The organism is Amycolatopsis regifaucium (assembly GCF_001613935.1).
GTDB classification, from domain to species: domain Bacteria; phylum Actinomycetota; class Actinomycetes; order Mycobacteriales; family Pseudonocardiaceae; genus Amycolatopsis; species Amycolatopsis regifaucium.
On sequence record NZ_LQCI01000002.1, the window covers coordinates 480,229 to 503,108 of the forward strand.

General features: G+C 69.3%; 18 protein-coding genes. 5 read left to right on the forward strand and 13 right to left on the reverse strand.

The genetic code is table 11. The features are described 5' to 3' along the window. Nucleotides 1–79: 79 nt before the first annotated feature. The 3 genes from AVL48_RS03415 to AVL48_RS03425 all read left to right on the forward strand — a co-directional run bounded on the left by AVL48_RS03415 (nt 80) and on the right by AVL48_RS03425 (nt 3,672). Entirely contained in the window at nt 80–1,648 is a 1,569-nt protein-coding gene (locus AVL48_RS03415) for an MFS transporter (RefSeq protein WP_061983634.1), read from the forward strand. Nucleotides 1,649–1,751: 103 nt separating this feature from the next. After that, entirely contained in the window at nt 1,752–2,609 is an 858-nt protein-coding gene (locus tag AVL48_RS03420; protein WP_061983633.1) for an LLM class flavin-dependent oxidoreductase, read from the forward strand. A 40-nt stretch (nt 2,610–2,649) separates the two neighbouring features. Next, nucleotides 2,650–3,672, forward strand: a complete 1,023-nt coding sequence (locus AVL48_RS03425; RefSeq protein WP_061983632.1) for a methyltransferase — start codon at nt 2,650–2,652, stop codon at nt 3,670–3,672. Nucleotides 3,673–3,719: 47 nt separating this feature from the next. Here AVL48_RS03425 and AVL48_RS03430 read toward each other — a convergent pair whose 3' ends face one another. Beyond that, nucleotides 3,720–4,982: an FAD-dependent monooxygenase gene (locus AVL48_RS03430; protein WP_061983631.1), complete on the reverse strand. Its 1,263-nt coding sequence runs from the start codon at nt 4,980–4,982 to the stop codon at nt 3,720–3,722. A gap of 581 nt (nt 4,983–5,563) precedes the next feature. On the opposite strand from AVL48_RS03430, the gene AVL48_RS03435 reads away from it, so the two are divergent. Further along, on the forward strand, nt 5,564–7,090 hold the full coding sequence (locus tag AVL48_RS03435; RefSeq protein WP_082857531.1) for a right-handed parallel beta-helix repeat-containing protein: 1,527 nt from the start codon (nt 5,564–5,566) through the stop codon (nt 7,088–7,090). Between the two features lie 212 nt (nt 7,091–7,302). Here AVL48_RS03435 and AVL48_RS03440 read toward each other — a convergent pair whose 3' ends face one another. The 12 genes from AVL48_RS03440 to accD form a co-directional block, all read right to left on the reverse strand. Beyond that, entirely contained in the window at nt 7,303–8,100 is a 798-nt protein-coding gene (locus tag AVL48_RS03440; RefSeq protein ID WP_061983629.1) for an FkbM family methyltransferase, read from the reverse strand. Between the two features lie 2 nt (nt 8,101–8,102). Next, nucleotides 8,103–9,410, reverse strand: coding sequence for a nucleotide disphospho-sugar-binding domain-containing protein (locus AVL48_RS03445; protein WP_061983628.1), 1,308 nt, complete (start codon nt 9,408–9,410; stop codon nt 8,103–8,105). Nucleotides 9,411–9,423: 13 nt separating this feature from the next. Then, nucleotides 9,424–10,164 carry an NAD-dependent epimerase/dehydratase family protein gene (locus AVL48_RS03450; protein WP_061983627.1) on the reverse strand — a complete coding sequence of 247 codons (741 nt, stop codon included), beginning with the start codon at nt 10,162–10,164 and terminating at the stop codon, nt 9,424–9,426. Further along, nucleotides 10,164–11,204: a Gfo/Idh/MocA family protein gene (locus AVL48_RS03455; RefSeq protein ID WP_061983626.1), complete on the reverse strand. Its 1,041-nt coding sequence runs from the start codon at nt 11,202–11,204 to the stop codon at nt 10,164–10,166. The genes AVL48_RS03450 and AVL48_RS03455 overlap by 1 nt, the downstream gene beginning before the upstream one ends. Next, on the reverse strand, nt 11,201–12,673 hold the full coding sequence (locus AVL48_RS03460) for an NDP-hexose 2,3-dehydratase family protein (RefSeq protein ID WP_082857532.1): 1,473 nt from the start codon (nt 12,671–12,673) through the stop codon (nt 11,201–11,203). Before AVL48_RS03460 ends, AVL48_RS03455 begins: the two co-directional genes overlap by 4 nt. 215 nt (nt 12,674–12,888) lie before the next feature. Then, complete coding sequence (locus tag AVL48_RS03465; protein WP_061983625.1) at nt 12,889–14,478, reverse strand: FAD-dependent oxidoreductase; 1,590 nt, start codon at nt 14,476–14,478, stop codon at nt 12,889–12,891. 154 nt (nt 14,479–14,632) lie between these two features. Beyond that, complete coding sequence (locus tag AVL48_RS03470) at nt 14,633–15,859, reverse strand: nucleotide disphospho-sugar-binding domain-containing protein (protein ID WP_061983624.1); 1,227 nt, start codon at nt 15,857–15,859, stop codon at nt 14,633–14,635. A gap of 32 nt (nt 15,860–15,891) precedes the next feature. After that, nucleotides 15,892–17,202, reverse strand: a complete 1,311-nt coding sequence (rfbH, locus tag AVL48_RS03475) for a lipopolysaccharide biosynthesis protein RfbH (protein WP_061983623.1) — start codon at nt 17,200–17,202, stop codon at nt 15,892–15,894. Continuing rightward, nucleotides 17,199–18,161 carry an NAD-dependent epimerase/dehydratase family protein gene (locus tag AVL48_RS03480; protein ID WP_061983622.1) on the reverse strand — a complete coding sequence of 321 codons (963 nt, stop codon included), beginning with the start codon at nt 18,159–18,161 and terminating at the stop codon, nt 17,199–17,201. The genes rfbH and AVL48_RS03480 overlap by 4 nt, the downstream gene beginning before the upstream one ends. Nucleotides 18,162–18,216: 55 nt before the next feature. Continuing rightward, nucleotides 18,217–19,578 (reverse strand): acetyl-CoA carboxylase biotin carboxylase subunit, encoded by a 1,362-nt coding sequence (locus AVL48_RS03485; protein ID WP_061983621.1) that lies wholly within the window; start codon nt 19,576–19,578, stop codon nt 18,217–18,219. After that, a complete protein-coding gene (locus tag AVL48_RS03490) occupies nt 19,575–20,174 on the reverse strand; it encodes an acetyl-CoA carboxylase biotin carboxyl carrier protein (RefSeq protein WP_061983620.1) in 600 nt (199 codons plus the stop codon). Before AVL48_RS03490 ends, AVL48_RS03485 begins: the two co-directional genes overlap by 4 nt. Nucleotides 20,175–20,204: 30 nt before the next feature. Then, nucleotides 20,205–21,878 (reverse strand): acetyl-CoA carboxylase, carboxyltransferase subunit beta, encoded by a 1,674-nt coding sequence (accD, locus tag AVL48_RS03495; RefSeq protein ID WP_061983619.1) that lies wholly within the window; start codon nt 21,876–21,878, stop codon nt 20,205–20,207. A gap of 358 nt (nt 21,879–22,236) precedes the next feature. On the opposite strand from accD, the gene AVL48_RS03500 reads away from it, so the two are divergent. After that, nucleotides 22,237–22,854 carry a PucR family transcriptional regulator gene (locus tag AVL48_RS03500; RefSeq protein ID WP_061983618.1) on the forward strand — a complete coding sequence of 206 codons (618 nt, stop codon included), beginning with the start codon at nt 22,237–22,239 and terminating at the stop codon, nt 22,852–22,854. Nucleotides 22,855–22,880: the final 26 nt, after the last annotated feature.

The window sequence follows — 22,880 nt, forward strand, 5'->3', positions numbered from 1 at the left end:
CGCGGCCCGGTTTCCGTCCCGGCGGCCGGGCCGGGCCGTTTTCACGGTGCCGCGTGTTCCCGTTCCGGAGAGGCTTCCCATGACGACCATCCCGGCGCCGTCCGTGCCGCGCCATGCCGGTCTGGCCATGTTCGTACTCGCCTTCGCCTCGTTCATGGATCTGCTCGACGTCGGCATCGTCACCGTGGTGGTGCCGGTGATCCAGCGTGATCTGGGGGCCACCTACGCGCAGAGCCAGTGGTTCGTCGTCGCCTACGTCCTAGCGTTCGCGGTCGTGCTGGTGGTCGGCGGCAGGCTCGGGGACAGCCACGGCCGGCGTCGGATCTTCCTGATCGGGGTCACCGGCTTCACCGTGTTGTCGGCCTGCTGCGCCGCCGCCCCGAATGCCGAACTCTTCATCGTGGCCCGGCTGCTGCAGGGCGCTTTCGGCGCGTTGATGACGCCTCAGGTGTTCGCGATGATGCAACTGCTGTTCCGGCCGGAAAGACGCGGGACCGGCTTCATGATCTACGGCGCGGTGATCAACTTGGCCCAGGTCGGCGCGCCGCTGCTCGGCGGGCTGCTGGCGACCCGGGATCTCTTCGGCCTCGGCTGGCGGGCGATCTTCCTGATCAACGTCCCGGTCGGGGCCGCGATCGTGATCGCGACCCTGGCGCTCGTAGGCGAGTCCCGGTCTCCGCGCCGTCCGCGCCTCGACCCGATCGGCATCACGCTGATCGCGGTGGTCACCGCGCTGGTGATCGTCCCGCTGCAGCAGGGCAGGGAGGCGAACTGGCCGTGGTGGCTGCTCGCGATGCTCGGCGCGGCGGTGCCGCTGCTGCTGGTGCTGATCGACCATGAGCGCAGGCGCGGCGGGGACGCGGTGCTGCCGACGAGCCTGTTCCGGCTGCGCTCGTTCTCCGCCGCCGGTCTGCTCGCGACGCTGGTCATGTCCACCATCATCTCGGTGAACCTGATCCTCGTCTGGTTCACGCAGCTCGCGCTCGGCTGGACCCCCATGCAGACCGCCGTCAGCCTCGTCGGGTTCGCGGTGGCACTGGTGACCGTCGGCACCTGGGGCGCCGGCAGGGTACCGCGCTTCGGCCGGGGCACGGTCGCCGCCGGGTCGGTGCTGCTCGCGCTCGGCATCGCCGTGCTGAGTTCGCTGGTGAGCGTGACCGGGACCGCCCTGTCTCCACTGGCGGTCTCCGCAGCGCTGTTCGTCGCGGGGTCCGGGATGGCCTTGGTCGTCGGCACGCTGGTGAACATCCAGCTTCGCGACGTCCCGGAAGGTGACGCCGGTGCGGCGGGCGGCATCCTGTCCGCGATCTTCCAGTTCGCCGGCGCCGTCGGCGTCGGCGTGGCGGCGACCGTTTTCTTCGCTCTCGTGGCACACGGCGGAAACCAGGCCGCGGCCGCTCCGCCCGGCACCCCGGCCGCCGCGTTCGCCTCCTGCGTACGCGACCAAGCCGCCGACACGAACCCGTTCTCCCAGCCGGTTTCCTGCCGCTCAGCGGAGCTGGACCGGCCGGCCGTCGTCGCCGCGCTGGCCGACGCGAAGCAGCGCGCGTTCGCGGACGCCACCACCTCGACCTTGTGGATCCAGGTGGGCGTCCTCCTGCTCGCGGCCGCCCTTTCCCGGCTCCTGCCACCGAAACGGGCCGGATGAGTTTCCCCGGCGTGGGGTCCCAGTTCCGCTCCAGCGCCACCCGACCGGATCTCGGCAGGCTCGGAACGACCAGGCAAGAACCCGATTGGAGAAGGCAAAGCGCATGGACATCGGAGTAGGGCTACCCAGTACGGTGCCGGGCGCCGCGGGCGCCGAGCTGATCGGCTTCGCCAAACGTGCCGAAGAACTGGGATTCAGTACGTTGGCGGTCCTCGACAGGCTCGTCTACGACAGTTACGACAGCCTCGTCGCGCTGGCGGCGGCCGCCGCGGTGACCGAACGGATCACCCTCGCCAGCACCATCCTGCTCGCCGCATACCGGCCGAGTGCGGCGGAATTGGCCAAGCAGCTCGCCAGCATCGACCGGCTCAGCGGTGGCAGGCTGGTGCTCGGTGTGGCGGCGGGGGGCCGCGAAGACGACTTCGCCGCGACAGGGGTGCCGTACCGGCGCCGTGGCGCCCTGCTGGACCGGTTGCTCGAGGACCTCGTCGAGGTGTGGTCGGGCGGTGGCCAAGTGCCCGGCATCGGCCCGAAGCCGGTGCGAGATCGGATCCCGATCTGGATCGGCGGGCACTCCGAGGCGGCGCTCGCCCGCGCGGCCAAGCACGGCATCGGCTGGATCTCCCCTGGCGGCAGCGCCGCCGCCTACCCCGACCTGGTCGAGCGGGCCACCACCGCGTTCGCCGCCGCCGGCCGCGACGACAAACCGAAGATGGCCGCCATGACCTACGTCGGCCTTGGCGAAGACAACGCCTCTCGCGGCGCCCAGTACCTGCGCGACTACTACTCCTACATCGGGCCGAAAGCCGAGTTCCTGGCCAAAGGCCTGATCTCCGACGAAGGCAGGCTCCGCGAAACGATCGACAACTACGCCGCGGCCGGCTGCGACGAACTGCTGCTCTTCCCCACCACCGCGGACCCTGGACAGCTCGACCAGCTGGCCAAGGTCGCCTTCGCCTGATTCTCCAACCCCGACCCGACCGAGCCCGAGGAGCCGGCATATGCCCAGCACCAGCACCGCCCCCGCGGCGTCCACTTTGGACACCGCGGAGCAGATCATCCGTCTCGGCAACCGATTCTCCGACGCCAAGGCCTTGCTCACCGCCGTCGAACTGGATGTCTTCGGGGTCCTGCGGGAAAACCCCGGCACCGCCGAAGAGATCCGAGAGCGGCTGGACGTCGCCGGGCGAGGCCTGCCCGACATGCTGCACCTGCTCACCGCGCTCGGCCTGCTCGACCACGTGGACGGCCGGTTCCACAACAGCCCGTCGGCGGCGAAGTACCTCATCCGCGGCACCGACGACTACATCGGCGGCTTTCTGCAGCGGTCCAACCGGAACCTGTACCCGGCGTGGGGCAAGCTGACCGAGGCGCTGCGCACCGGCCGGCCGCAGGCGGTGGGTAACTTCGACCTGGTGGTGGCCGATCCTCGTCTGCTGCGCCAGTTCATCGGGATGATGGACGGGCTGACCCAGGTACTCGGCCCCCAGCTGGTCGCCGCGTACGACTTCGCTCCCCACGGCACGGTGCTCGATGTCGGCGGCTGCCGGGGGAACCTGCTGTCCAAGGTGCTCGGCGCCAACCCGGGGCTCACGGGAACGGTCTTCGACCTTCCCCAGATGGAGCCGTTCTTCGACGAGCTGATGGCCGAGACGGGGTTGACCGGCCGGGCCACCTTCCACGGCGGGAACTTCTTCGAGGACCCGCTGCCCCGCGCGAATCTGGTCAATCTCGGGCACGTCCTGCACGACTGGGATCCCGGGCAGCGCAAGGAGCTGGTGGCGAAGGCCTACGCCGCGGTCGAACCCGGCGGCAGCCTGCTCATCTACGACCGCATGCTGGACGACGAGCCCGAGCATGTGGAGAACCTGGTGATCAGTCTCGACATGCTGCTGGTCACCGACGGCGGTTCCGAGTACACCGTGACCGAGGTGAAGGACCACGCCACGGCCGCGGGCTGCCGGGACATCACCGAGCAGCCGCTGGGCGCGTACGACACCCTCGTCATCTGCCGCAAACCCTGAGGCCCGCGGCCTGCCGGGAACGTACCGGCAGGCCGCGGGGGGCGAGCTCACCGCAGCAGCCTGTCGAACACCTCGCCCAGCACGAGTTCCGGCGATTCCGGCGCGACGTCGGTGAGCCAGCCGACATAGCCGTCCGGGCGGATCAGCACGGCGCCGTCGTCGCCGATCGGGTAGCGGTCCGGTGCCCGGCCCTGGACGTCGCCGAAATCGGCGTCCGCCGAGCTGCGGCCGAGCCGGTAGGCCCGCAGCGGAAGGCACCTGCGGCTCGCGATCCGGGTCGCCGCCGAGGTCCATCCCACTCCGCCGCTAGTGGTCAGCAGGACGAACGAGCCGTCGAACAGGTCATGGGTGGACAGCCTGGCCCCGGCCCGTTCCAGCCACAGGTGCGGAGCCCGCTCCCCGGGACAGGCCCGCACGCCGAGCCGGTCACCGAACACCGAGGCCGGCCGGTCCCCGGCCAGCGCGCCCTCGGGGTACCGCTGCCCCAGCGTCAGCACTTGTTCCTCGGCCTCGTTCATGGCCGGAGGTGTCCACGTCGGCCACCGCGACAACCGCTTTTCCACTTCGAGGGCGACGGGCCGGCGTTCGGTCTCGTAGCTGTCGAGCAGGCCGGGCCCGGCCCAGCCGTGGATCACCCCGGCGATCTTCCATGCCACGTTGTGGGCCTCCTGGACCGCGAGGCCCGCCCGGAGCGCGCCGTCCTCGGGCCACCGGTGCGCGCTGTCCCCGACCAGGAACACCCGGCCGACGCGGAAGGACTCGGCCGTGCCGGACGGGTACGGCCACGGATCGGCCTGCCGTTCGGCCGTCTGGAGTTCCAGCCGGATGGCCAGAGCGGCCGCGGCGAGGCCGCCTGCCCCCTCCGCCGCGATCACGTAGTCCGCGCGCACGACGTCGCGTCGTCCGCCGACGCGGTCCAGCAGGACCGCGTCGGCCCCGTCGGCGTCGGTGGCGATCGACACCAGCTCGGTGCCGAACCTGGCGTCGGCGCCCCGCCGCCGGGCCGCTTCGAGCAGCACCGGCTCGACCTCGTGCCGCTCCCCCTCGTGGTACGCGCACGGACAGAGATCCGGCCACCGCCCGCGGACAGGCGGCGAGTCACCGCGGATCGCTTCTTCCAGACCCAGTGCCCGGTAGATCTCCATGGTCCGCTGGTCGACGCCGTCCCCGCCACCCGTCGACCGCACCCCGGGCCACCGTTCCACCAGTACCGCGCGCACCCCGTGCCGAGCCAGGAACAACGACGAAGCGAGACCGGCGAGACCCCCGCCGACGATCAGGACCAGCACCCGTTGCGGCTCATTCGGCATCGATACCCACCTAGATTGCTTCGGCGAAGTGGTGTGAGCGGTCGAACGCGATCGGTGATCGTGCCCTGGTCCCGTCGGGAGAACTCGCCCGCGACCAGACGGGTCGGTGTCGCTCACCGGTCCGGAATGGACGAGCGGCCGGATCGGCGCCGCGACAAGGCAAAACGACTGTCGCATCCGGAACGGAGCGCGGAATAGTCACCCACGGCCGTCCACTGGAGACACCAAGTGACGCGGTCCCACGTTCGCACTGCGACACCTCACACAGTCATATTCGAGTTAGTTATTAAGTCCTTAGTCCTCTTATGATTATACCCAACGTAATGGACCATGCGTCCAGTGACACGACGCGACCAGTCACCTTAGACATAGTTATAAGTTAGTTATTTCACTAATGGATGCCGTCGAACCGACGTGCTTAGACTCTGCGTGACAAGTCGGGTGTCGCACGGCGGGTATCGGACTCAGTGGAGTACACCCGCTCGCACGAATCGGGCTTATTCACATAACCGAGGGTGACGGCCTGCCTGGGGGCGGCCGGAGGACATCACAGACGCAGGAACGAACAAGGGGGTACATCCATGCACGGAAAACGACCCGCCGTGGCCAAGGTCCTGGCGATCGCGGCCTCACTGCTCCTCGGCGCGAGCGTGGCGGCCACGCCCGCCGCGGCGGACCCACCCAAGGTCCCCCGCACGTTCTTCGTGGACTGCGCACGCGGTCTCGACGTCGGCCCCGGCACCAGTCCGGACCAGGCCTGGAAGCTGTCGAAAGCCAACACCATGAAGTACCTGGCCGGAGACACGATCCTGTTCAAAGCCGGCGTCACCTGCACCGGCACCTTCGCGCCGACGGGTTCCGGCACGGCGGGCCGCCCCATCAAGGTCGGCAGGTTCGGCTCCGGCACCAAGCCCCGCATCGACGGCAAGGGCGCGGCCAGCGCGATCCACCTCCGCAACGTCGCGGGCTGGGAGCTGCGCGACCTCGACATCACGAACACCGGCCCGGCCCCCGCGGCGAATCAGCAGCGCGCGGGCATCTACGTCCTGCTCGAGGACTACGGCGTCGGCAGCCACTATCTTGTGTCCAATGTGGACGTACACGACGTCAACGGCTGCGACTGCCGGTTCCCGCCGAGCGGTGGGGTGGTGTTCTACGCCGCGGGCTCCAAGACCCCGACGCGGTTCGACGACGTCACCGTGACCAAGAGCACCATCACGCACGTGGACCGGATCGGTGTCGGCATGCTGTCCACCTGGCTCGGTTCACCGCTGGTGCCGATGACGAAGGTGCGGTTCACCGAGAACACGGTGCGCGACATCGGCGGCGAGGGCATGGTGGTGTTCAACGGTTCGGGCGCGATCATCGAGCGCAACATCATCGACGGCTTCAACGAACGGTCCACTCAGGACAGTGCGGGTGCGTACGGCTGGAACGCCGAGGGCACCCGGATCCGGTACAACGACGTGTCGAACGGCAAGGGCCAGGCGATGGCGTTCAGCCTGGACGACGCGAACATCGACACGATCATCGAGTACAACTTCTCGCACGACAACAAGGGCGGCTTCCTGCTGCAGTGTTCCGGTAACGAACTGAAGAACGCCAACGGGATCGCTCGGTACAACCTCAGCCAGAACGACGCGGCCGGCACCGACGAGCCGTACACCAGCACGGTGACCATCGCCTGCGGCGACGCATCGAACACCCAGGTCTACAATAACGTGTTCTACGCCCAGAACAGCCCCCGGCTGGTCACGAACGTCAGCACCAGCGCGACCGGCGTCCACTTCACCAACAACATCTTCTACGGCCAGCCGTCGGGCTCTTCCATCAACGACACCACCGGTCAGTATGTGAACAACGTGTTCTACCAGGTTTCCGGGGTTCCGGCCGACAGCATCACCTCGATCATCGGCGACCCGCGGCTGGTGTCCCCCGGTACGGCGACGTCGATGTCGACGACGAACGGCTACCGGCTCCGGGAGGCGTCACCCGCGATCCAGCACGGTGCGCCCGTGGCGAACAACGGCGGCAAGGACTTCTTCGGCAACCCGCTCACCGACAAACTGAACATCGGTGCCTACGAAGGGGCCGGGGTCACCCCCTGACGGTCTCGGACGTCGCGTCGGGCCCTCTCCGCGTCTAAGCTTGAGGTACGCGGTCATGTTCGCGTGAAGTACATGATGGCCCCCTTCCTTGCGCCTGGCGCAAGGAAGGGGGCCATCATGTACTGGGGGAAAGCCTTCACTTGCCGCCGCTACCCGCTTCTGCCGACTCCCCCACGACACGGTTGCCTTACCCCCTCGGCAGCCCTTGTCTCTCACGAATCCTGATCCCGGGTCGCCAGTACGATGTAGACACTGCCGCCGGCGAAGGCCGGGGCCTGGCGGACGCGGACGTCGTAGCCGTGGCCCGCCAGTTTGGCCACCACCGCGCCGAGCCTGCCCTCCCGGTCGTGCACCTCGGCCAGCACCCGCCGGATCCGCGGCCACAGGTCCTCCCGCAGCCCTTCGAGCACCTCGAGTTCGGCTCGCTCGACGTCGATCTTGAGCAGACCGACCCGCTCGATCCGGTGCTCGTCCAGTACCGAACTGAGGGTGACCACCTCGACCGTCTCGATCGTCCGGACGTTGTGCATCTCCCGGACGAGCGGTCTCGCCTGCTCGTCGAAGCCGGCGTTGTCCAGGTAGGCCTCGAGGTTGAGATCTTCGTCGGTCTCGTCGGTGTGCAGAGTCGACTTCGAGCTGACGTAGGGGTGATACACGAATTCCTGTTCGCCGTTCTTCGCCGCGACGGCGAGCTTCAGCGCCGTGCCGTTGGGCACATGCTCGGCGAAGTTCCTTTCCAGGCAGGAGAAAGTGGCGGCGGCGGGTTCGAAGGCGATGATCCGGGATGCCGGGGCGCGCTCGGTGAAGCACAGCGATGCCAGGCCGATGTGCGCGCCGACGTCGAGGACGACCTCGTCGGCCCCCACCCCCGCGATCGCCTCGGCGTAGGGGGTGTCCCCGTCGATCTCGGCCCACAGGATCCGCGCCTCGGTTTCGTCGGCGCAGCTCACCCGCACCCCGTTCGGCAGTTCGTAGGTCCCGATCGCGTCTCGGGCTGGTTCGGCGGTCATCCTCAGCTCTTTCCCGAAGTAGTCGTCGTCCGGCGTCGCGCCAGTTCTTCCAGCACCCCGACCACCTCACTCGGCGCCGGCCGTTCCCGCAGCTCCCGGCACACCCTGGCGGTGTTCCGGAGATACGCGGGGTCCGCCAGGATCTCGAGCGAGGCCTTCCGGATGTCGTTCTCGTTCGCCACGTGCCCGGCGATGCTCCGGCCCGCGCCCGCGGCTTCGATCCGGCGCGCGATCACGTGCTGGTCGAAACCGTGCGAGATGACGAGTTGAGGGACGCCGCCCGCGAGCGACGTCATCGCGGAGCCCGCCCCGCCGTGGTGCACGACGAGGTCGCACCGCGGCAGCACCAGGTGCAGTGGCACGTTCTCCAGCGGCCGCACGTTCGGCGGCAGCGGACCGAGGTCCCGCAGGTCCGCGGCATTGGCGGCGACCACCACTTCGGCCGCGGTGTCGGTCAATGCCCGGACGACCGCGGGGACCGCGAGCGCCCGGTCACCGAAGATCTGCCGGGACGAGTTACCCCAGATGACGCAGATCCGCGGCCTGCCGCGATCCGGTTCCGGCAGCCAGTCGGGCAGCTCCCCCGGCCCGTTGTAAGGCAAGTAGCGAATCGGGAGGCGAACGGCGGAAACGAGACCGGGCTCGGTGCTCACCGGGCAGGGGTCCAGCACGTATCCGGGTTCGGGAGCGGTATCGGGGAGGCCGTAACGGGCGAGCGCGTCGGTCAGCGGACGGTTCAGGACGTACTCGTCGTCGAACTGGACGAGGTCGTGGATCCCGGCCGTCTCGTCGAGCCCGGCGAAGGCGAGCACCATCTCCTCCGGACCGACCGGACCCCAAAGATGGTTGATCGACGGCACGTCCAGCACCCGGCCCACCAATGGCCCCTCGAAGCTGATCGGATCGTGCACGACCAGGCCGGGCCGCCAGCTCCTGGCGAACGCGACCACGTTGTCCGCGCTGCGCTTGGCCGCGGCCACGCCCGCCGACCGCAGCCGTGCCGTGACCGCCGTCAGATCGATCTCGTCGAGATCGCGCACTTCGGCCCCGGTCTCCGGATGCGGTGGCGGAGTCGGATACGGCCACTTCCCACGCCGGGCCTGGACGGCGTTCACCCAGCGGGCGTGCACGAGCTGCTCCGTCCCGCTCAAGATCGGCACCGGCACCAGCCCCGCCGCCGCCACGTGCGGTGTTTCCGAAGCGGCGCAAACGACCCTGACCTCGTGGCCGGCCGCCTGGAGTGCCCAGCCGAGTGGCACCATCGGGAAATAGTGGCTACGCCAGCCCGACACCGTGAACAGCACGCGCATTCGACACTCCTGCCTAGTAACAAGGGACATAGCGATCGAGCAGGTGTTCGGCGTAACGGTCGCGAGTGATCCGCGAGTGGATCTGTGGCACCAGGCTGCACAGCTTCTCCGTCGAAACCACCGTCCTGGCGGGTGGCCCCGGAATGACCAGCCGCCGGGCGCTCGTGCCGAGCCTGTCCTCGATCCCCCGCACGATGTACTCCACGCGGTGGGGCGTGCCGGACGCGACGTTGACGACCTCGCCGGTGATCTCCTTCTCCAGCAGATGATCCAGGGCGTACCTCAGGTCCGCTATGTCGATCAGGTCGCGGTGGGCGCCCTGGCGCAGCCGGACGGTGCCGGACCTGATCTGGTGAATGAGGTTCGGCAGCAGCTGGTGCGCGCGCTGACCCTCACCCACGAGATGACTCAGCCGGAGCACCAGCCACGGAACCGACGAGTCCATGACACATCGCTCCAGCGCGTGTTTGTGCCTGCCATAGGGCGATTCCGGGGCCACTGGCCAGTGCTCGGCGGCGGGTGTCCCGGTCGTGCCGTACATGGCCTGCGACGCCGTCGACAGGAAAACGACCACCATGCCCTGGCGGCGGCAGCGTCGGAGGACTTCGGTGACCAGTTCGGCTTCGCGGTCGAACTCCGCCTTTCCCGCGGCCTGGGTGCTGGACACACCCGCGGCCAGCAACGTCACGCGGGGATGCCGGGAAGCGAGCGTGGCGAGGCCGCGCGCGACGAACCCGTCACCGACGATCTCCATCACGAAGCCCGTGTCGCGGGGACCCGCTGGGCCTCGGTGCCGATCCGCGCGAGCAGTTCGGCCAGGCCGAGCGCCGAAGCGGCTTGAACCGCCCGCTCGGGATCCGCGCCCGTGCTCCGGGCGTCGAGCACGGCTTCGGCGAAGGCCGAGAGTGAATTCCGGAACTGGTGATCGGAGGGCAGCACGATTTCCTCGACATGATCTTGCTCCTCGATGCGCACGACCGGGGCCAGCCAGGCGGGTGGGGTGAAAGCACGATCGACGCTGATCCGGCCGCTGCCGCCCCACAACAGGTACCGGGCGCCGTAGCCGTGCTCGAAGCCGAAGCTCAGCGTCGCGGTACGGCCGTCGCCCGACCGCAGCAGCACGGCCCCGCCCATGTCGACGTCGTACTCGGCGTCCCAGCGCAGGACCGCGCCCGCCACTTCGAGTTCGTCGCCGAGGAAGAAACGCGCCGCGCTGATCGGGTACACGCCCACGTCCAGCAACGCGCCACCGCCCAGCTCCGCGCGGTGGCGGATGTCGGAGGCGGGCAGCGGAGGGATGCAGAACGCGCTGTGGAACTCCATCAAGGGACCGATCCGGCCCGCCTCCACCAGGTCTCGTACCGTGGCGTGCTGCCGGTGGTGCGGGTAGGTCAGGTTCTGCCGGATCACCAGCCCCCGGCGCGCGGCGGCGTCCAGCAGTTCCGAGGTTTCGGCGGCGGTGGTCGCCATCGGCTTCTCCACCAGGACGTGTTTGCCCGCCGCGAGCGCGGCCAGTGCCCAGCGGTGGTGCAGGGCGGCGGGCAGCGGCAGGTAGACGGCGTCGACGTCGGCACTGGCCAGCACCGCGTCGTAGTCCGCCGCCGCGACACAGCCGAACTCCCCGGCCATCCGCGCGGCTTTCCCCTTGTCACGGCTGGCGATCGCGGTAAGCACGACGTTCGGGGCGGCGGCGACCGCAGGCAGTGTCCGGCGCCTCGCGACGGAGGAGGCCCCGAGCACCCCGAGCCGGACCGGACCGCCGTCGTGCCCGGTCGACACCGTTCGTGCGCTCATCCGTTGCCGCCCGGCAGGCCGCAGGACAGGCTGTGCAGGCAGGCGACCAGGCTGCGGGCCTGGACGTTGACGTAGTGGCTGTGCCGGATCAGCGCGGTGAGCTGGTGCACGGTCAACCAGCGGAAGTCCTGTCGCACGTCCTCGTGTTCGCCGTCGCCGACCTCGATCACGAGATAACGGTTCTGCGCCTCGAAGAAGCGGCCGCCCTCTTCGGACAGGATCGTGTCGTACCGCACGGCGTCTGCCGGTGCTTCGAGTACGTCGTCGAGGTAGGGCGGACGCGCGTCCGGTGGGAGATGATCGTAGTTCTCCGGGGAGCACTGGACGGTCGGCGCGAGTTCGACAACGTCGAGGTAGCCCGGCTCCACCCTGGCGTTGACCAGCACGTGCAGCACACCGGAGATCCGCTTGACCAGGAAGGCGACGAGACCGGTGCCTCGCGGCGAGATCATCGGCTGGGACCAGCCCTGGACTTCGCGGCTTTCGGCGCTCACGTCCACCGCGATGATGTCGAAGAAGGCTTCCGTCTCGTGTGTGATGGCGTGACTGGTCCGCCGCCAGCCTGTCGTCTCGTTGAGCGGTATCAGCTTCGTCGTGACGTCGTTGCCCACCCTGGACTCGGTGATCCAGCTGAGGACGTCGCCGGAACTGTGCAGGCTGCCGTTGTCCTCGGAGAACGAGCGGATGACCGAGGACTGGAAGTCGTCCCCGCCGAAGCTGAACAACGACGCGATGCCCGCGGCCGAGAACGGCAGACAGGACAGCACTGTGCGGGCATCCATGTTGATCAAGTCGTATTCCGACAGCAGGCTGTGGAGCTGGCCGATCGTGACCCAGCTGAACCCGTCGATCACTTCGACGTCCGTGGTGACCTCGACGATCATGTTCCGGTTGCGCTTGCGGTAGAACCACGAGCCTTGCTCCGACTGCAGCACGTCGGCGAGCACTCGATGTCCCGCCGTGTCGCGGAAGTAGTGGAGGTAGGGCACCGGGCGTCCTTTGTGGACCTGGCTGTAGTTGCTCCTGGTCGCCTGGACGGTCGGGGAAAGCTGGATCCCGTCCGCGTTGCCCGGTTCCATTTTCGCCTGCATCAGGCAGTGCAGCACCCCGTCGATCTCCTTGACGAGAATGCCGAGGATGCCGACCTCCGGCTGGTTGAGGATGGGCTGCGACCACTCCTTCACCGGCCCGTCGGAAACCGCGACGGACAGCCCTTCGACGCTGAAGAACTTGCCGCTCTCGTGGGACAGGTTCCCGGTGTCCGGCGCCACCGACCACTTCCGCAGTTGCTCGAACGCGATGCGTCGGACGTCGAACTTCTCCTGGAGCTTGCGCACGGTGAGCCAGCGGTGCAACCGTTCCATGCGGAGGACGCCGTTCAAGGTGAGCGCGGACTCTGCGATACGGACGGAAACCGCGCGCTCGAACGTGCGCAGGCGGGTTCCCCTCCCCGAAGTCATGTGCACCATCGCCACATCCTCATCAGTTCGGCTTGACGCCACTAGACAACTCGTGCTGCCCTGAGCCGAGCGTCTCCGGTTCGCCTCGATCACTCCTGGAGCCCGGCTGGAACCCCGCGAAGGCCACCCGCTCCCGGAGTCCACAAAGGACAACGCCGTGGACGCGAAGCGGCCCCGCGGGCGGATCACTCGAATCCGCCCGCGGGGCCGCCTTTCTCTCAGCTTCAGCCGTTGCGCAGTACCGTGTGGAGTGCCTCGGTCAAGGCTTCCGCCGGCTGCCCGGTCGCCGGGCTCAGCCAGGCGACGTAGCCGTCGGGACGGACCAGCGCGGCACCACCCGCACCGACCGTGTACCGCTTGTCCCAGCCGTTCTCCACGTCGGCGAGGTCGGCACCGGCGGCGGCCGCGCCGATCCGGAAAGCCTGCAGCGGAACGGAAAGCTTGTCCGAAACCTGGGCGGCGGCCTCGACCCACTCGGCGCCGTCCGTGCCGGTGAACAGGACGAACCCGCGGCCGAACAGGTCGTGTGTCGACAACCGCGCGCCATCGCGCTCGACCCACAGGTGCGGCGCGCGCACACCCGGCTCCGCCACCTTGCTCAGCGTGTCGCCGAACACGGTGTCGTGCTCGGCGCCGATGACCGCCGAGGACCAGTAGCGCTGGCCGAACGCCCAGAGCTGGTCGTCGGTCGTGTCGTCCTCGACTTCGGCGCTGTTGCGCTTCATCTGCCGGTTGACCACGAGGTCGGACAGTTCGACGGCGACCGTGTGACGTTCGACGTGGTAGCTGTCGAGCAGGTCGTCGCCCGCCCAGCCGTGCACCACACCGGCGATCTTCCACGCCAGGTTGTAGCCGTCCTGCACGCCGGTGTTGGCGCCCATCGCCCCGGCGGGCGGCCACACGTGCGCGGCGTCGCCCGCGAGGAAGACGCGGCCACTGCGGTACTGGTCGGCGATGCCGATGGCCTGCTCCCAGGCGGCCACGTCTTCGATCTCGACTTCCAGGTCGTCCCGGCCGATCGCGGCGCGGACGTCCGCGATGCAGCGTTCGGTGGTGAAGTCGGCGATCGACTGCCCCGCGGCCGGGTCGTAACCGACGCTCATCCCCCAGCGGTTCGGCTGGGCCGTGGTCACCAGGCCGGCCCCGACCTTGTCGTTCACGATGATCCAGAACAGCGCCGGCTTCGGCACGAACTCCGACAGGTCGGCGCGGAACACGATGCTCACCGAGTGCTGGATCACGCCGGGGCCGGTGCGGTGGATGCCGAGCTGCTCACGGATCGGGCTGCGGTGACCGTCCGCGGCGACGACGTAGTCGGCCGACACGGTTTCCTCGACGCCGGTCTGACGGTCCCGGATGACCGCGGTCGCGCCGTTGTCGTCGGTGACGATCGAGACCAGTTCGGTGTTGAAGCGGTGCTCCGCGCCCCGCTCACGAGCGGCGTCGATCAGGATCGGCTCCACCGCGCTCTGGTCGGCCTGGCAGAACTCGCCGGGGCTGAGGTTGGGCCAGATCCGCGGCGCGTCGTCGTTGAACAGCCAGTGCCATTCGCCGGCCAGCGTGTCACAACGAGCGACGCCCCAATCGTCCTCGAAGGGCTTGCCCGCCTCCCGGATGGCCCCTTCCAGGCCCAGCGCGCGATAGATCTCCATGGTCCGCTGATTGATCCCGCGGGCCCGGCCCTGAATCGAGGCACCGGGGTGCCTGTCGACCAGCAGGGTGCGAACACCCTGCTCGGCCAGGAACAAAGTGGTGGCCAGCCCGACCAGACCACCACCCACGACCAGAACCGGTACGCGTTCCTCGACTGCCATTACGTCTCACCCTCTGAATTGTTCGTGCTGTCGTCGGCCGGCTTCCCCGGCAGGCGGACACAGTTCCCGCCTGGTGGCATCGACACGACGGAGGTGCGACGACCGGCCGGAAAGGCCCGATAGCCATCAAAGTACTAGTCAAATTATGACTATGTCAACCCGGGATGGCGGTGAAGGCTTTTCCGGCCGGGTTCTCATCCGTTCGATGCGCGGCCACCAGCTTTTCCAGCCTGGTGACCACGTCGGCGGGCGTCAGGCCTGCTTCGTTCTCTTCTCGCACCCGCCGGGCCGCAGCCGCGTAGGACGGGTCGCCGAGAATGGTCGTGATCGCCTTCCGGATGCCGCCGATGTCCGCCTGCGCCGCCCGAGTGTCGATGGACAGGCCCGCGCCCGCCTCCTCGATCCGGCTCGCGCAGTCGAAGTGGTCGAACACCTGCGGCAGCACGAGTTGCGGGACACCGAGTGCCGCCGCCGTGAGCGCGGCACCGCTGCCGCCGAGCGCGATGAAGAGGTCACAGGTGGGCAGGAACAAGTCCAGCGGCATGAGTTCGACGACCCGCCAACGCTCCGGCAACTCACCGGCCAGTCCGACGTCGGATTTGCTGAGCGCGACGATCACCTCGACGTCGTCGAGCCCGGTGAGCGCTTCGACCACCCGCACCAGCGGCCGGGGCCCGCAGATCGAGAGCAGCGTCTTGCCGAAACAGATGCAGACACGCTTGCGCTCCGGCGGTCGCATCGCCCAGTCGGCCATGATCCCGGCTCCGTTGAACGGCACGTACCGCATCCGCAGGCCGGGACTCGCTTCCAGCGACTGCAGGCTCGGCGGACAAGGATCGACGACGAGATCCGAGTCGGGCAGTCCCGCGAGACCGAGCCGCCCGCACAACGGGGCGAGATTCCACCTCGCCCTGTCGTGGTACACCGCGCCCGTCGCGTCGACGCCGTAGCGGTGGGTCGCGATGGGGACGTCGAGCACCCCGCCGAGCACCCTGCCGATCAGCGCCGTCGAGTCCGGCAACAACAGATCCGGCCGCCAGGCGTGGGCGAAGCGCTCGTAGTCCGCGAGCGCGTCGGTGGCGTAGACCGAATGCAGGTCCGCGAGCATCTCCACCAGGAACCGGCCGTACCGCGTCGTTTCACGGTGTTTCCACTCCTCGACGGGGAACCGGTCGCCGGGGTCGACATAGAGATCCCGGTTGAAGTTCTTCGAAGAGCCGAGGCCGGCGTAGCTGAACCCGGCCGCGTGGGCCGACGCGGCGATGTCCGGGGTACCGGCGAACAGCACCTCGTGCCCGGCCGCCCGCAGGGCCCAGGCCAGCGGCACCATGGCCATGATGTGTGTCGCCGCGGACGGCGACGGCAGCGCGAGGACTCTCATCCGTGGTTTCCTCCGTGTGCCGGTGCCCCGACCTAGTGGCTACGCCCGGTGACGAACTCGCCGATCGAAGCGACCATGTAGTCGATCATTTCGCCGGTCACCCCCGGGTAGACGCCGATCCAGAAGGACTGCTCGGTGATCACGTCGCTGTTCCTCAGGTCCCCGGAGATCCGGTACGGCTGATCGATGTAGGCGGGTTGCCGTGTGAGGTTCCCCGCGAACAGCAGGCGGGTGCCGATCCGGCGGGACTCCAGGAAGTGAACGAGATCGCGGCGAGCGAAGGGCGCCGCCGGGTCGACCGTGATGACGAAGCCGAACCAGCTCGGGTCGCTCTTGGGGGTCGGCTCCGGCAGGACGAGCCAGGGCAGGCCGTCGAGCCCCTCCCGTAACCGCCGCCAGTTCCGCTTGCGGGCCGCCACGAAGTCGGGCAGCTTGCGCAACTGGCTCAGTCCCAGCCCGGCCTGGATGTCGGTCGTCTTCAGGTTGAAGCCCACGTGGGAGAAGATGTACTTGTGGTCGTAGCCGTGCGGCAGGTCGCCCATCCGGTGGTCGAACCGCTTCAGGCACCGGTTGTCCTCGCCCGGCGGGCACCAGCAGTCCCGCCCCCAATCGCGAAGGGACTCGACGATCCTGGCCAGCACCAGATTGTCGGTGAGCAGGCAGCCGCCCTCGCCCATCGTCAGGTGGTGCGCGGGGTAGAAGCTGACCGTGGTCATGTCGCCGAAGGTGCCGGTGTAGCGGTCCTCGTAGGTCGACCAGACGGCGTCGCAGTTGTCCTCCACGAGGAACAGGTCGTGGTCGGTCGCGAGCTGCGCGATCTCGGCGACCTCGAACGGATTCCCGAGCGCGTGCGCCAGCATGACCGCCTTGGTACGGGGGCCGATGGCCGCCGCGACCCGGTCCGCCGTCGTGTTGTAGGTGGCCAGGTCGACGTCCACGAAGACCGGGATGAGGCCGTTTTGGAGGACGGGGTTGACCGTGGTCGGGAAACCGGCGGCGACGGTGATGACCTCGTCTCCCGGCTTCAACCGCCGGTCCCCCAGTTTCGGTGAGGTCAGCGCGCTCATCGCGAGCAGGTTCGCCGACGACCCGGAATTCGTCAGATGTGCCTTGCGCAGCTTCAGCGCCCGGGCGAACTCGCGCTCGAAGCGCAGGGCGGTGGCGCCGGAGGCGATGTGCAGTTCCAGTGCCTCCGCCACCATGGCCGCGCGGTCGTCCTCGTCGAGCACGGCGCCGGACGCCAGGATAGGGGTGACACCGGGCACGAACGCCCCGTCGGTGCGGCGGCTGCGATGCAGCTTTCGGGTCTGTTCCAGGATGGACTGCGTTGCCGGGTCGTTCATGCGTGCCGTCTCCGTTCGATGCTGATGTCGTGCCACAACGTGCGCAGCGCGTCGGTCAGAGCCCTGCGCGGTGCCCAGCCGAGCACCTGGCCGGCGGCTTCCCGCGCGATCCGCCGTTCCTCGAATCCCTTTGTCCGCCGGGAACCTCCGGTGGCCCGGGTGACCACGCGCGCGGGCACCCCGCTGACGTCGATCAGCCGCCGCACCAGCTCGCCGACTCCGACGAGCTCACCGCGGCCGATGTTGAACAGGCCGGCGGCTTCCGGCGTGCGCAGCGCGGCGAGGACGGCGTCACCGACGTCCCGCACGTCGAGGAAGTCGCCCCGGCCACGGAGGATCGGAAGCTCGACCAGGGCGAGTCCTTCCGCGTCGGCGAGTTGGCGGGCCACCGAGCCCAGCAGACTCTCCGCCGGCATCCCGGGTCCGATGGCCGTACTGAGCCGCAGCACGACCGCTCGGCCGTCCCTGGCGAGCACCGCCTCCGTGGCGAGCAGTTTGCCGCGGCCGTAATGGCTGGTGGGGGCGGCGGGCGAGCATTCACGCAGATCGACGGCACCGGCGGGATTCCCGTACTCGTAGACCGTGCCGAGCTGGATCAACCGCGGCGCTACCTCGAGCAGACCGAGCGCGTCGAGCAAGACGTCCACCAGCGCGGCGTTCGCGTCGGTCAGGTCCTGATCGGAACCGCGCCAGACCGCCCCTGCCGCGTTGACCAGCGCCGTCGCCCGCTCTTCGGCGAGCAGCGCCGCCAGCTCCGCCGCTCCGCCGCCGAGGACGTCGAACCGCCGGAACCGGTAGCCCGGCGTCGTCGTCGGCGGACGACGGGCCACCGCGATGACCTCGTTTCCGGCCGCCGCCAGTGCGGCGCACAGGTTCCGCCCGAGGAAGCCGGTCCCGCCGAGCACGACCACCCGTTCCGGCGCCGTCCCGCGCCCGAGCCGCGGCGTGCTGTTCGACATGTCCGGACCGTAGGTACGCCCACACGATTTTCGTTGTAGCCCCGGTGGAAGCGGGTCAGGCCACGGCGACCGGCACGTCGAAATCGTCCAGCAGGCGGGTGTGGTGAGTGGCGCCCGCGAAGCGGGGATCGGCCAGTACCGCGTCGAGGTAGGCGGCGGTGGTGTGGACGCCCTTGCCGCGGACCCGCAGTTCAGTGAGGGCGTTGCGCATGCGGGTGATCGCCGAAGACCGGTCGGGCGCCCACACGATCACCTTGGCCAGCAACGAGTCGTAGTCGGGCGGGATGCGGTAACCACTGCGCGCGTGGGTGTCGACGCGGACGAACGCCCCGCCGGGCGGTACGAACTCCTCCACCAGCCCGGGTGTCGGCAGGAAGCCGCGCGCCGGGTCCTCCGCGTTGATGCGGCATTCGATGGCCACCCCGCGAAGTTCCACATCGGACTGCTTGCACCGGAGCCTCTCCCCCGACGCGATCCGGAACTGCTCCTGCACCAGGTCGACCCCGGTGACCATTTCCGACACCGGATGCTCGACCTGGATGCGGCAGTTCACCTCCATGAAGTAGAACTCGCCGTCTTCGCCGACGAGGAACTCGAAGGTGCCCGCGCCGACGTAGCCGGTCGCCAGCGCGCCGCGCACGGCCGCCTCGCGGATGCGCCGGGCCAAGCCTTCCGGCAGCCGGGGGGCGGGTGACTCCTCGATGAGCTTTTGGTGACGGCGTTGCACCGAGCAGTCACGCTCGCCGAGATGCACGCAGTTGCCGTACGCGTCCGCGAGTACCTGGACCTCGACGTGCCGGGCGCCGGCGAGGTAGCGCTCCAGGTAGACCCGGCCGTCGTTGAACAGCACCCGCGCGGTGGCGGTGGTCTCCTCGAAGGCGGGAACGAGGTCGCTTTCCTCGGTGACGATCCGCATGCCGCGCCCACCTCCGCCCGCGACGGCCTTGATGATCAGCGGATAGCCGACCTCCTCGGCGACGCATCGGGCTGTCTCGATGTCGCGCACCGGTTCGACAGCGCCCGGCAGAAGAGGCAGCCCCGCCGCGGTCATGGCGGCACGCGCCGTGGACTTGTCCCCCAGTCGCCGCATGACCTCGGGCGGCGGGCCGATGAAGATCAGCCCCTCGGCCGCGCACGCCTCGGCGAAGTCGGCGTCCTCCGACAGGAAACCGTAGCCGGGGTGGACCGCCTCGGCGCCGCTGAGCAACGCCGCCTGGATGGTGACGGCGGCATCGAGATAGCTGCGGCGCGACGGCGCTGGTCCTATGTGGACGACCCGGTCCGCGAGGACACTGACCCCGGAGCCGAGGTCCGCCGTCGAACAACCGGCAACCACCCGCACCCCCAGGTCACGCGCGGCACGCGCGATCCGGACCGCGATTTCGCCTCGGTTGGCGATGAACACGCTGGAGATCATGCCGCTCCTGAACTTCCGGGCCGGCTGGGGCCGGCGGGGTCGACGGTGAGCAAGGGGGTGCCGAACTCGACCGGTTCCCCGTCACCGACGAGGATCTCCCGGACGGTGCCCCCGCGGTCGCACTCGACCGGGATCATCAGCTTCATCGCTTCGACGATCCCGATCTGCTGCCCCGCGGTGACCGTCGCGCCCTCGGTGACGAACGGTTCCGCACCGGGCGACGCCGACCGGTAGAACACCCCGACGGTGGGAGCCGAAACGACGTGCCCGGCCGGGTCGGCGGACGGCCCGGGGACGGGCGCGACGGCGTCGGGCACGGCGGGCGCGACCGGCGCGTGGGTCCGGGGCGCGGGCTCACGCCACGACAGGTCGATCGACACCGAACCCGCCCGCACGTGCAACGCCGTCGGCGGTCGGCCGCCCCTGCCCAGCAGGTCGGCCGCGACCTTGGTCGCCTCGCGCAGCAACGGCACGATGTCGTGCGGGCCGTCGAGCTCCAGCCCGCGGGTGTCGTCCCGGCGGCCGAACGGGTCGATCACGCTGTCGGTGTCGAGTTCCGCGTCGCGCAAGTGGTTTTGGCGCAGCTCTTCGGTCACGGTCTTCTCCTCTTCCAGGCGGTGAACGGATCAGTGATCGGCGAACGCGCGGAACCGCTCGTAACGACGCCGCGAGCGGACGTCCGGGTCCAGCTCGCGCAGCCGGCGCAGGGCGGCGGTGAGCGCGGTGCGGAGCGAGCGAGCGGCCGCGTCGTGATCGGCCTGAGTGCCGCCGTCCGGCTCGGGGATGACGCCGTCGACGATGCCGAGACCGAGCAGCTGCCGGGCGTCGACCCGCATCGCGCGGGCCGCGACAGGCGCTTTCGCCGCGTCACCGAACAGGATCGCCGCACAGCCCTCGGCACTGATCACCGAGTAGACCGCACCGCCGAACATGAGGACCTCGTCGGCGGTGGCCAGCGCCAACGCGCCCCCGCTGCCGCCTTCGCTGGTGATGACCGCGACCGTCGGCACGCCGAGCCCCGCCATCAACCGGATGCTTTCCGAGATCGCATACGCCTGCCCGTGTTCTTCGGCCTCGATCCCGGCCGCCGCGCCGGGGGTGTCGATCAGGGTGACGACCGGGATGCCGAGCTTCTCCGCGAGCCGCATCAGCCGGGCCGCCTTGCGGTAACCCGCCGGTGAAGCCATGCCGAAGTCGGCCGCGGTCAGCTCCGCGGCGCTGTGTCCTTTCCGGACTCCGATGACCATGACCGGCTCGCCGTCGAGCAGGCCGAGCCCACCGAGGATCGCCGGGCAGTCCTTGCCGAGCCGGTCGCCCCGCAGCTCGACGAAGTCAGCGCACAAGCGACCGAGGTAGTCGGACGCCGTGGGCCGGGTGATGTCGCGGGCGTCGCGCACGGCCACCCAAGGATCGACCTCCGGTAACGCGTCCGGGTTCCGCACCACCCCGTCGAAGTCCACTGTGGACGAACTGGGCGCACCGGCCTTCGCGGTCACCGCCAGCAGCGACGCCAGCCTGGCGCGCAACTCGGCACGCGGAAGCACGGCATCGATCAACCCGTGCGCCATCAGAAACTCCGCGGTCTGGAATCCCGGCGGCAACGGGCGGCTGATCGTCTGCTCGATCACCCTGGGCCCGGCGAAACCCAAGCGGGCACCGGGTTCGGCGAGGATCACGTCGGCGAGTGTGACGTAGGAAGCGGCCACTCCACCGAAAGTGGGGTCGGTGACGATCGAAACGACGAGCACACCTGCCTCGTCCAGCCTGCCGATGAGCTGACTCGTCTTGGCCATCTGCATCAGCGACAGCGGCCCCTCCTGCATCCGGGCGCCCCCGGACGCGCTGACGATGACGAACGGTTCACGACGTCGCAGCGCCACCTCACCCGCGCGAGTGATCAGCTCTCCCACCGCGCCGCCGAGACTGCCCCCGAGGAAACGGAAGTCCATCACGGCCAGCACCGCCGGGTGCCCGTCCACGGTGCCGCGCGCACAGACCACGGCTTCGCGCAACCCCGTCGCGGCCCGTGCCGCGGCGCGCCGATCGGGGTAGGCCACCCGGTCGGTGAAGTTCAGCGGGTCCGCGTCCACGAGGTCCGCCTCGATCGGCACGACCGAGCCCTCGTCGAGCAGTCCGCGGATCCGCTCGGCCGCGGCGAGACGATGGTGGTGACCACAGTCCGGGCACACCCCGAGTTCCCGCTCGACCCGCCGGGCGTAGAGCACGGTCCCGCACCCGGCACACCGGAGCCATCGCGCGGTCTCACCCCCGGTCGCCCGCTCGGCAGTCTGGCTGGACATCGCCGCTCCTTCCGTCGGGGGCCGGCGTGGCGCACCGGCGAGGCAGACCCTGCACCTTCACGCTCTACGGCCGCACGAAGGACGGTCGACCAGTCCCGGACAGCGGCAGGAGCTGTCGACGACGCAGGCCCCGGGCTACCAGGAGCGGAGGACGGCCGGAGCGGTCCCGGCGAAGGGGCTCGCCGGTACGTGTCGCATGCCCCGCACACCCCGGATGGCCACGACAGTTCGCTTGGAACGGCCTGGAGTGCCGAGGCCCCGAACGCCTGCGGTGGAAGGTCGAGGTGATCCGCGCCCTCGAGGCCGAGGGCAAGGCCTCGTCTTGTCATTTGACCTTGATGACGACCACCGCCTCGGCGTGGACCTGACCGCCCCGCACGCGATACTGATCTTCCACGCCACCGGGATGTCCCGGCGACGCCTGGCCGCGGCAGCCACCCCCTTCGCCGTACTCAGCGGCATCCACGCCGAACACGTCCTACTGGCTTCCACCGACGCGCCTGGGGAGCTCGCCGCCCGCATCGCCGCCACGCTCGGCTCCAGCACGGGACTGCCGATCACCGTCGCGGCAGGAGGCCCGGCCTGCGGTCCTCCCGGCCTCGCCGCCGCCTACCAAGAGGCGAACCGTTGTCTGCGCGCGCTGCTCCGGCTGGGTCGCGAGGGCACCGGGGCCTCCATGGCGGAGCTGGGGTTCATCGGCCTGGTGCTCGCCGACCACGCGGATCACGCCTGCTTCATCCGCGAGACGCTGGGCCCGGTCTTCGACTACGACCACCGCCGTGGCACAGAATTGCTCCGCACGCTCAAAGCCTACTTCGCGAGCGGTTGCAGCATTCCCCGCACGAAGGACAGCATCCACGTCCACGTCAACACCGTCGGGCAACGCCTGGACCGGATCGGCAAGCTCCGGACCGGAAGCTCGAAATCCAACTCGCGCTACTACTGCACGAACTGCACGCGTCTTCGTGAGGGGTAAGGCAAACGTGGCGTCTGTCCTTAAGG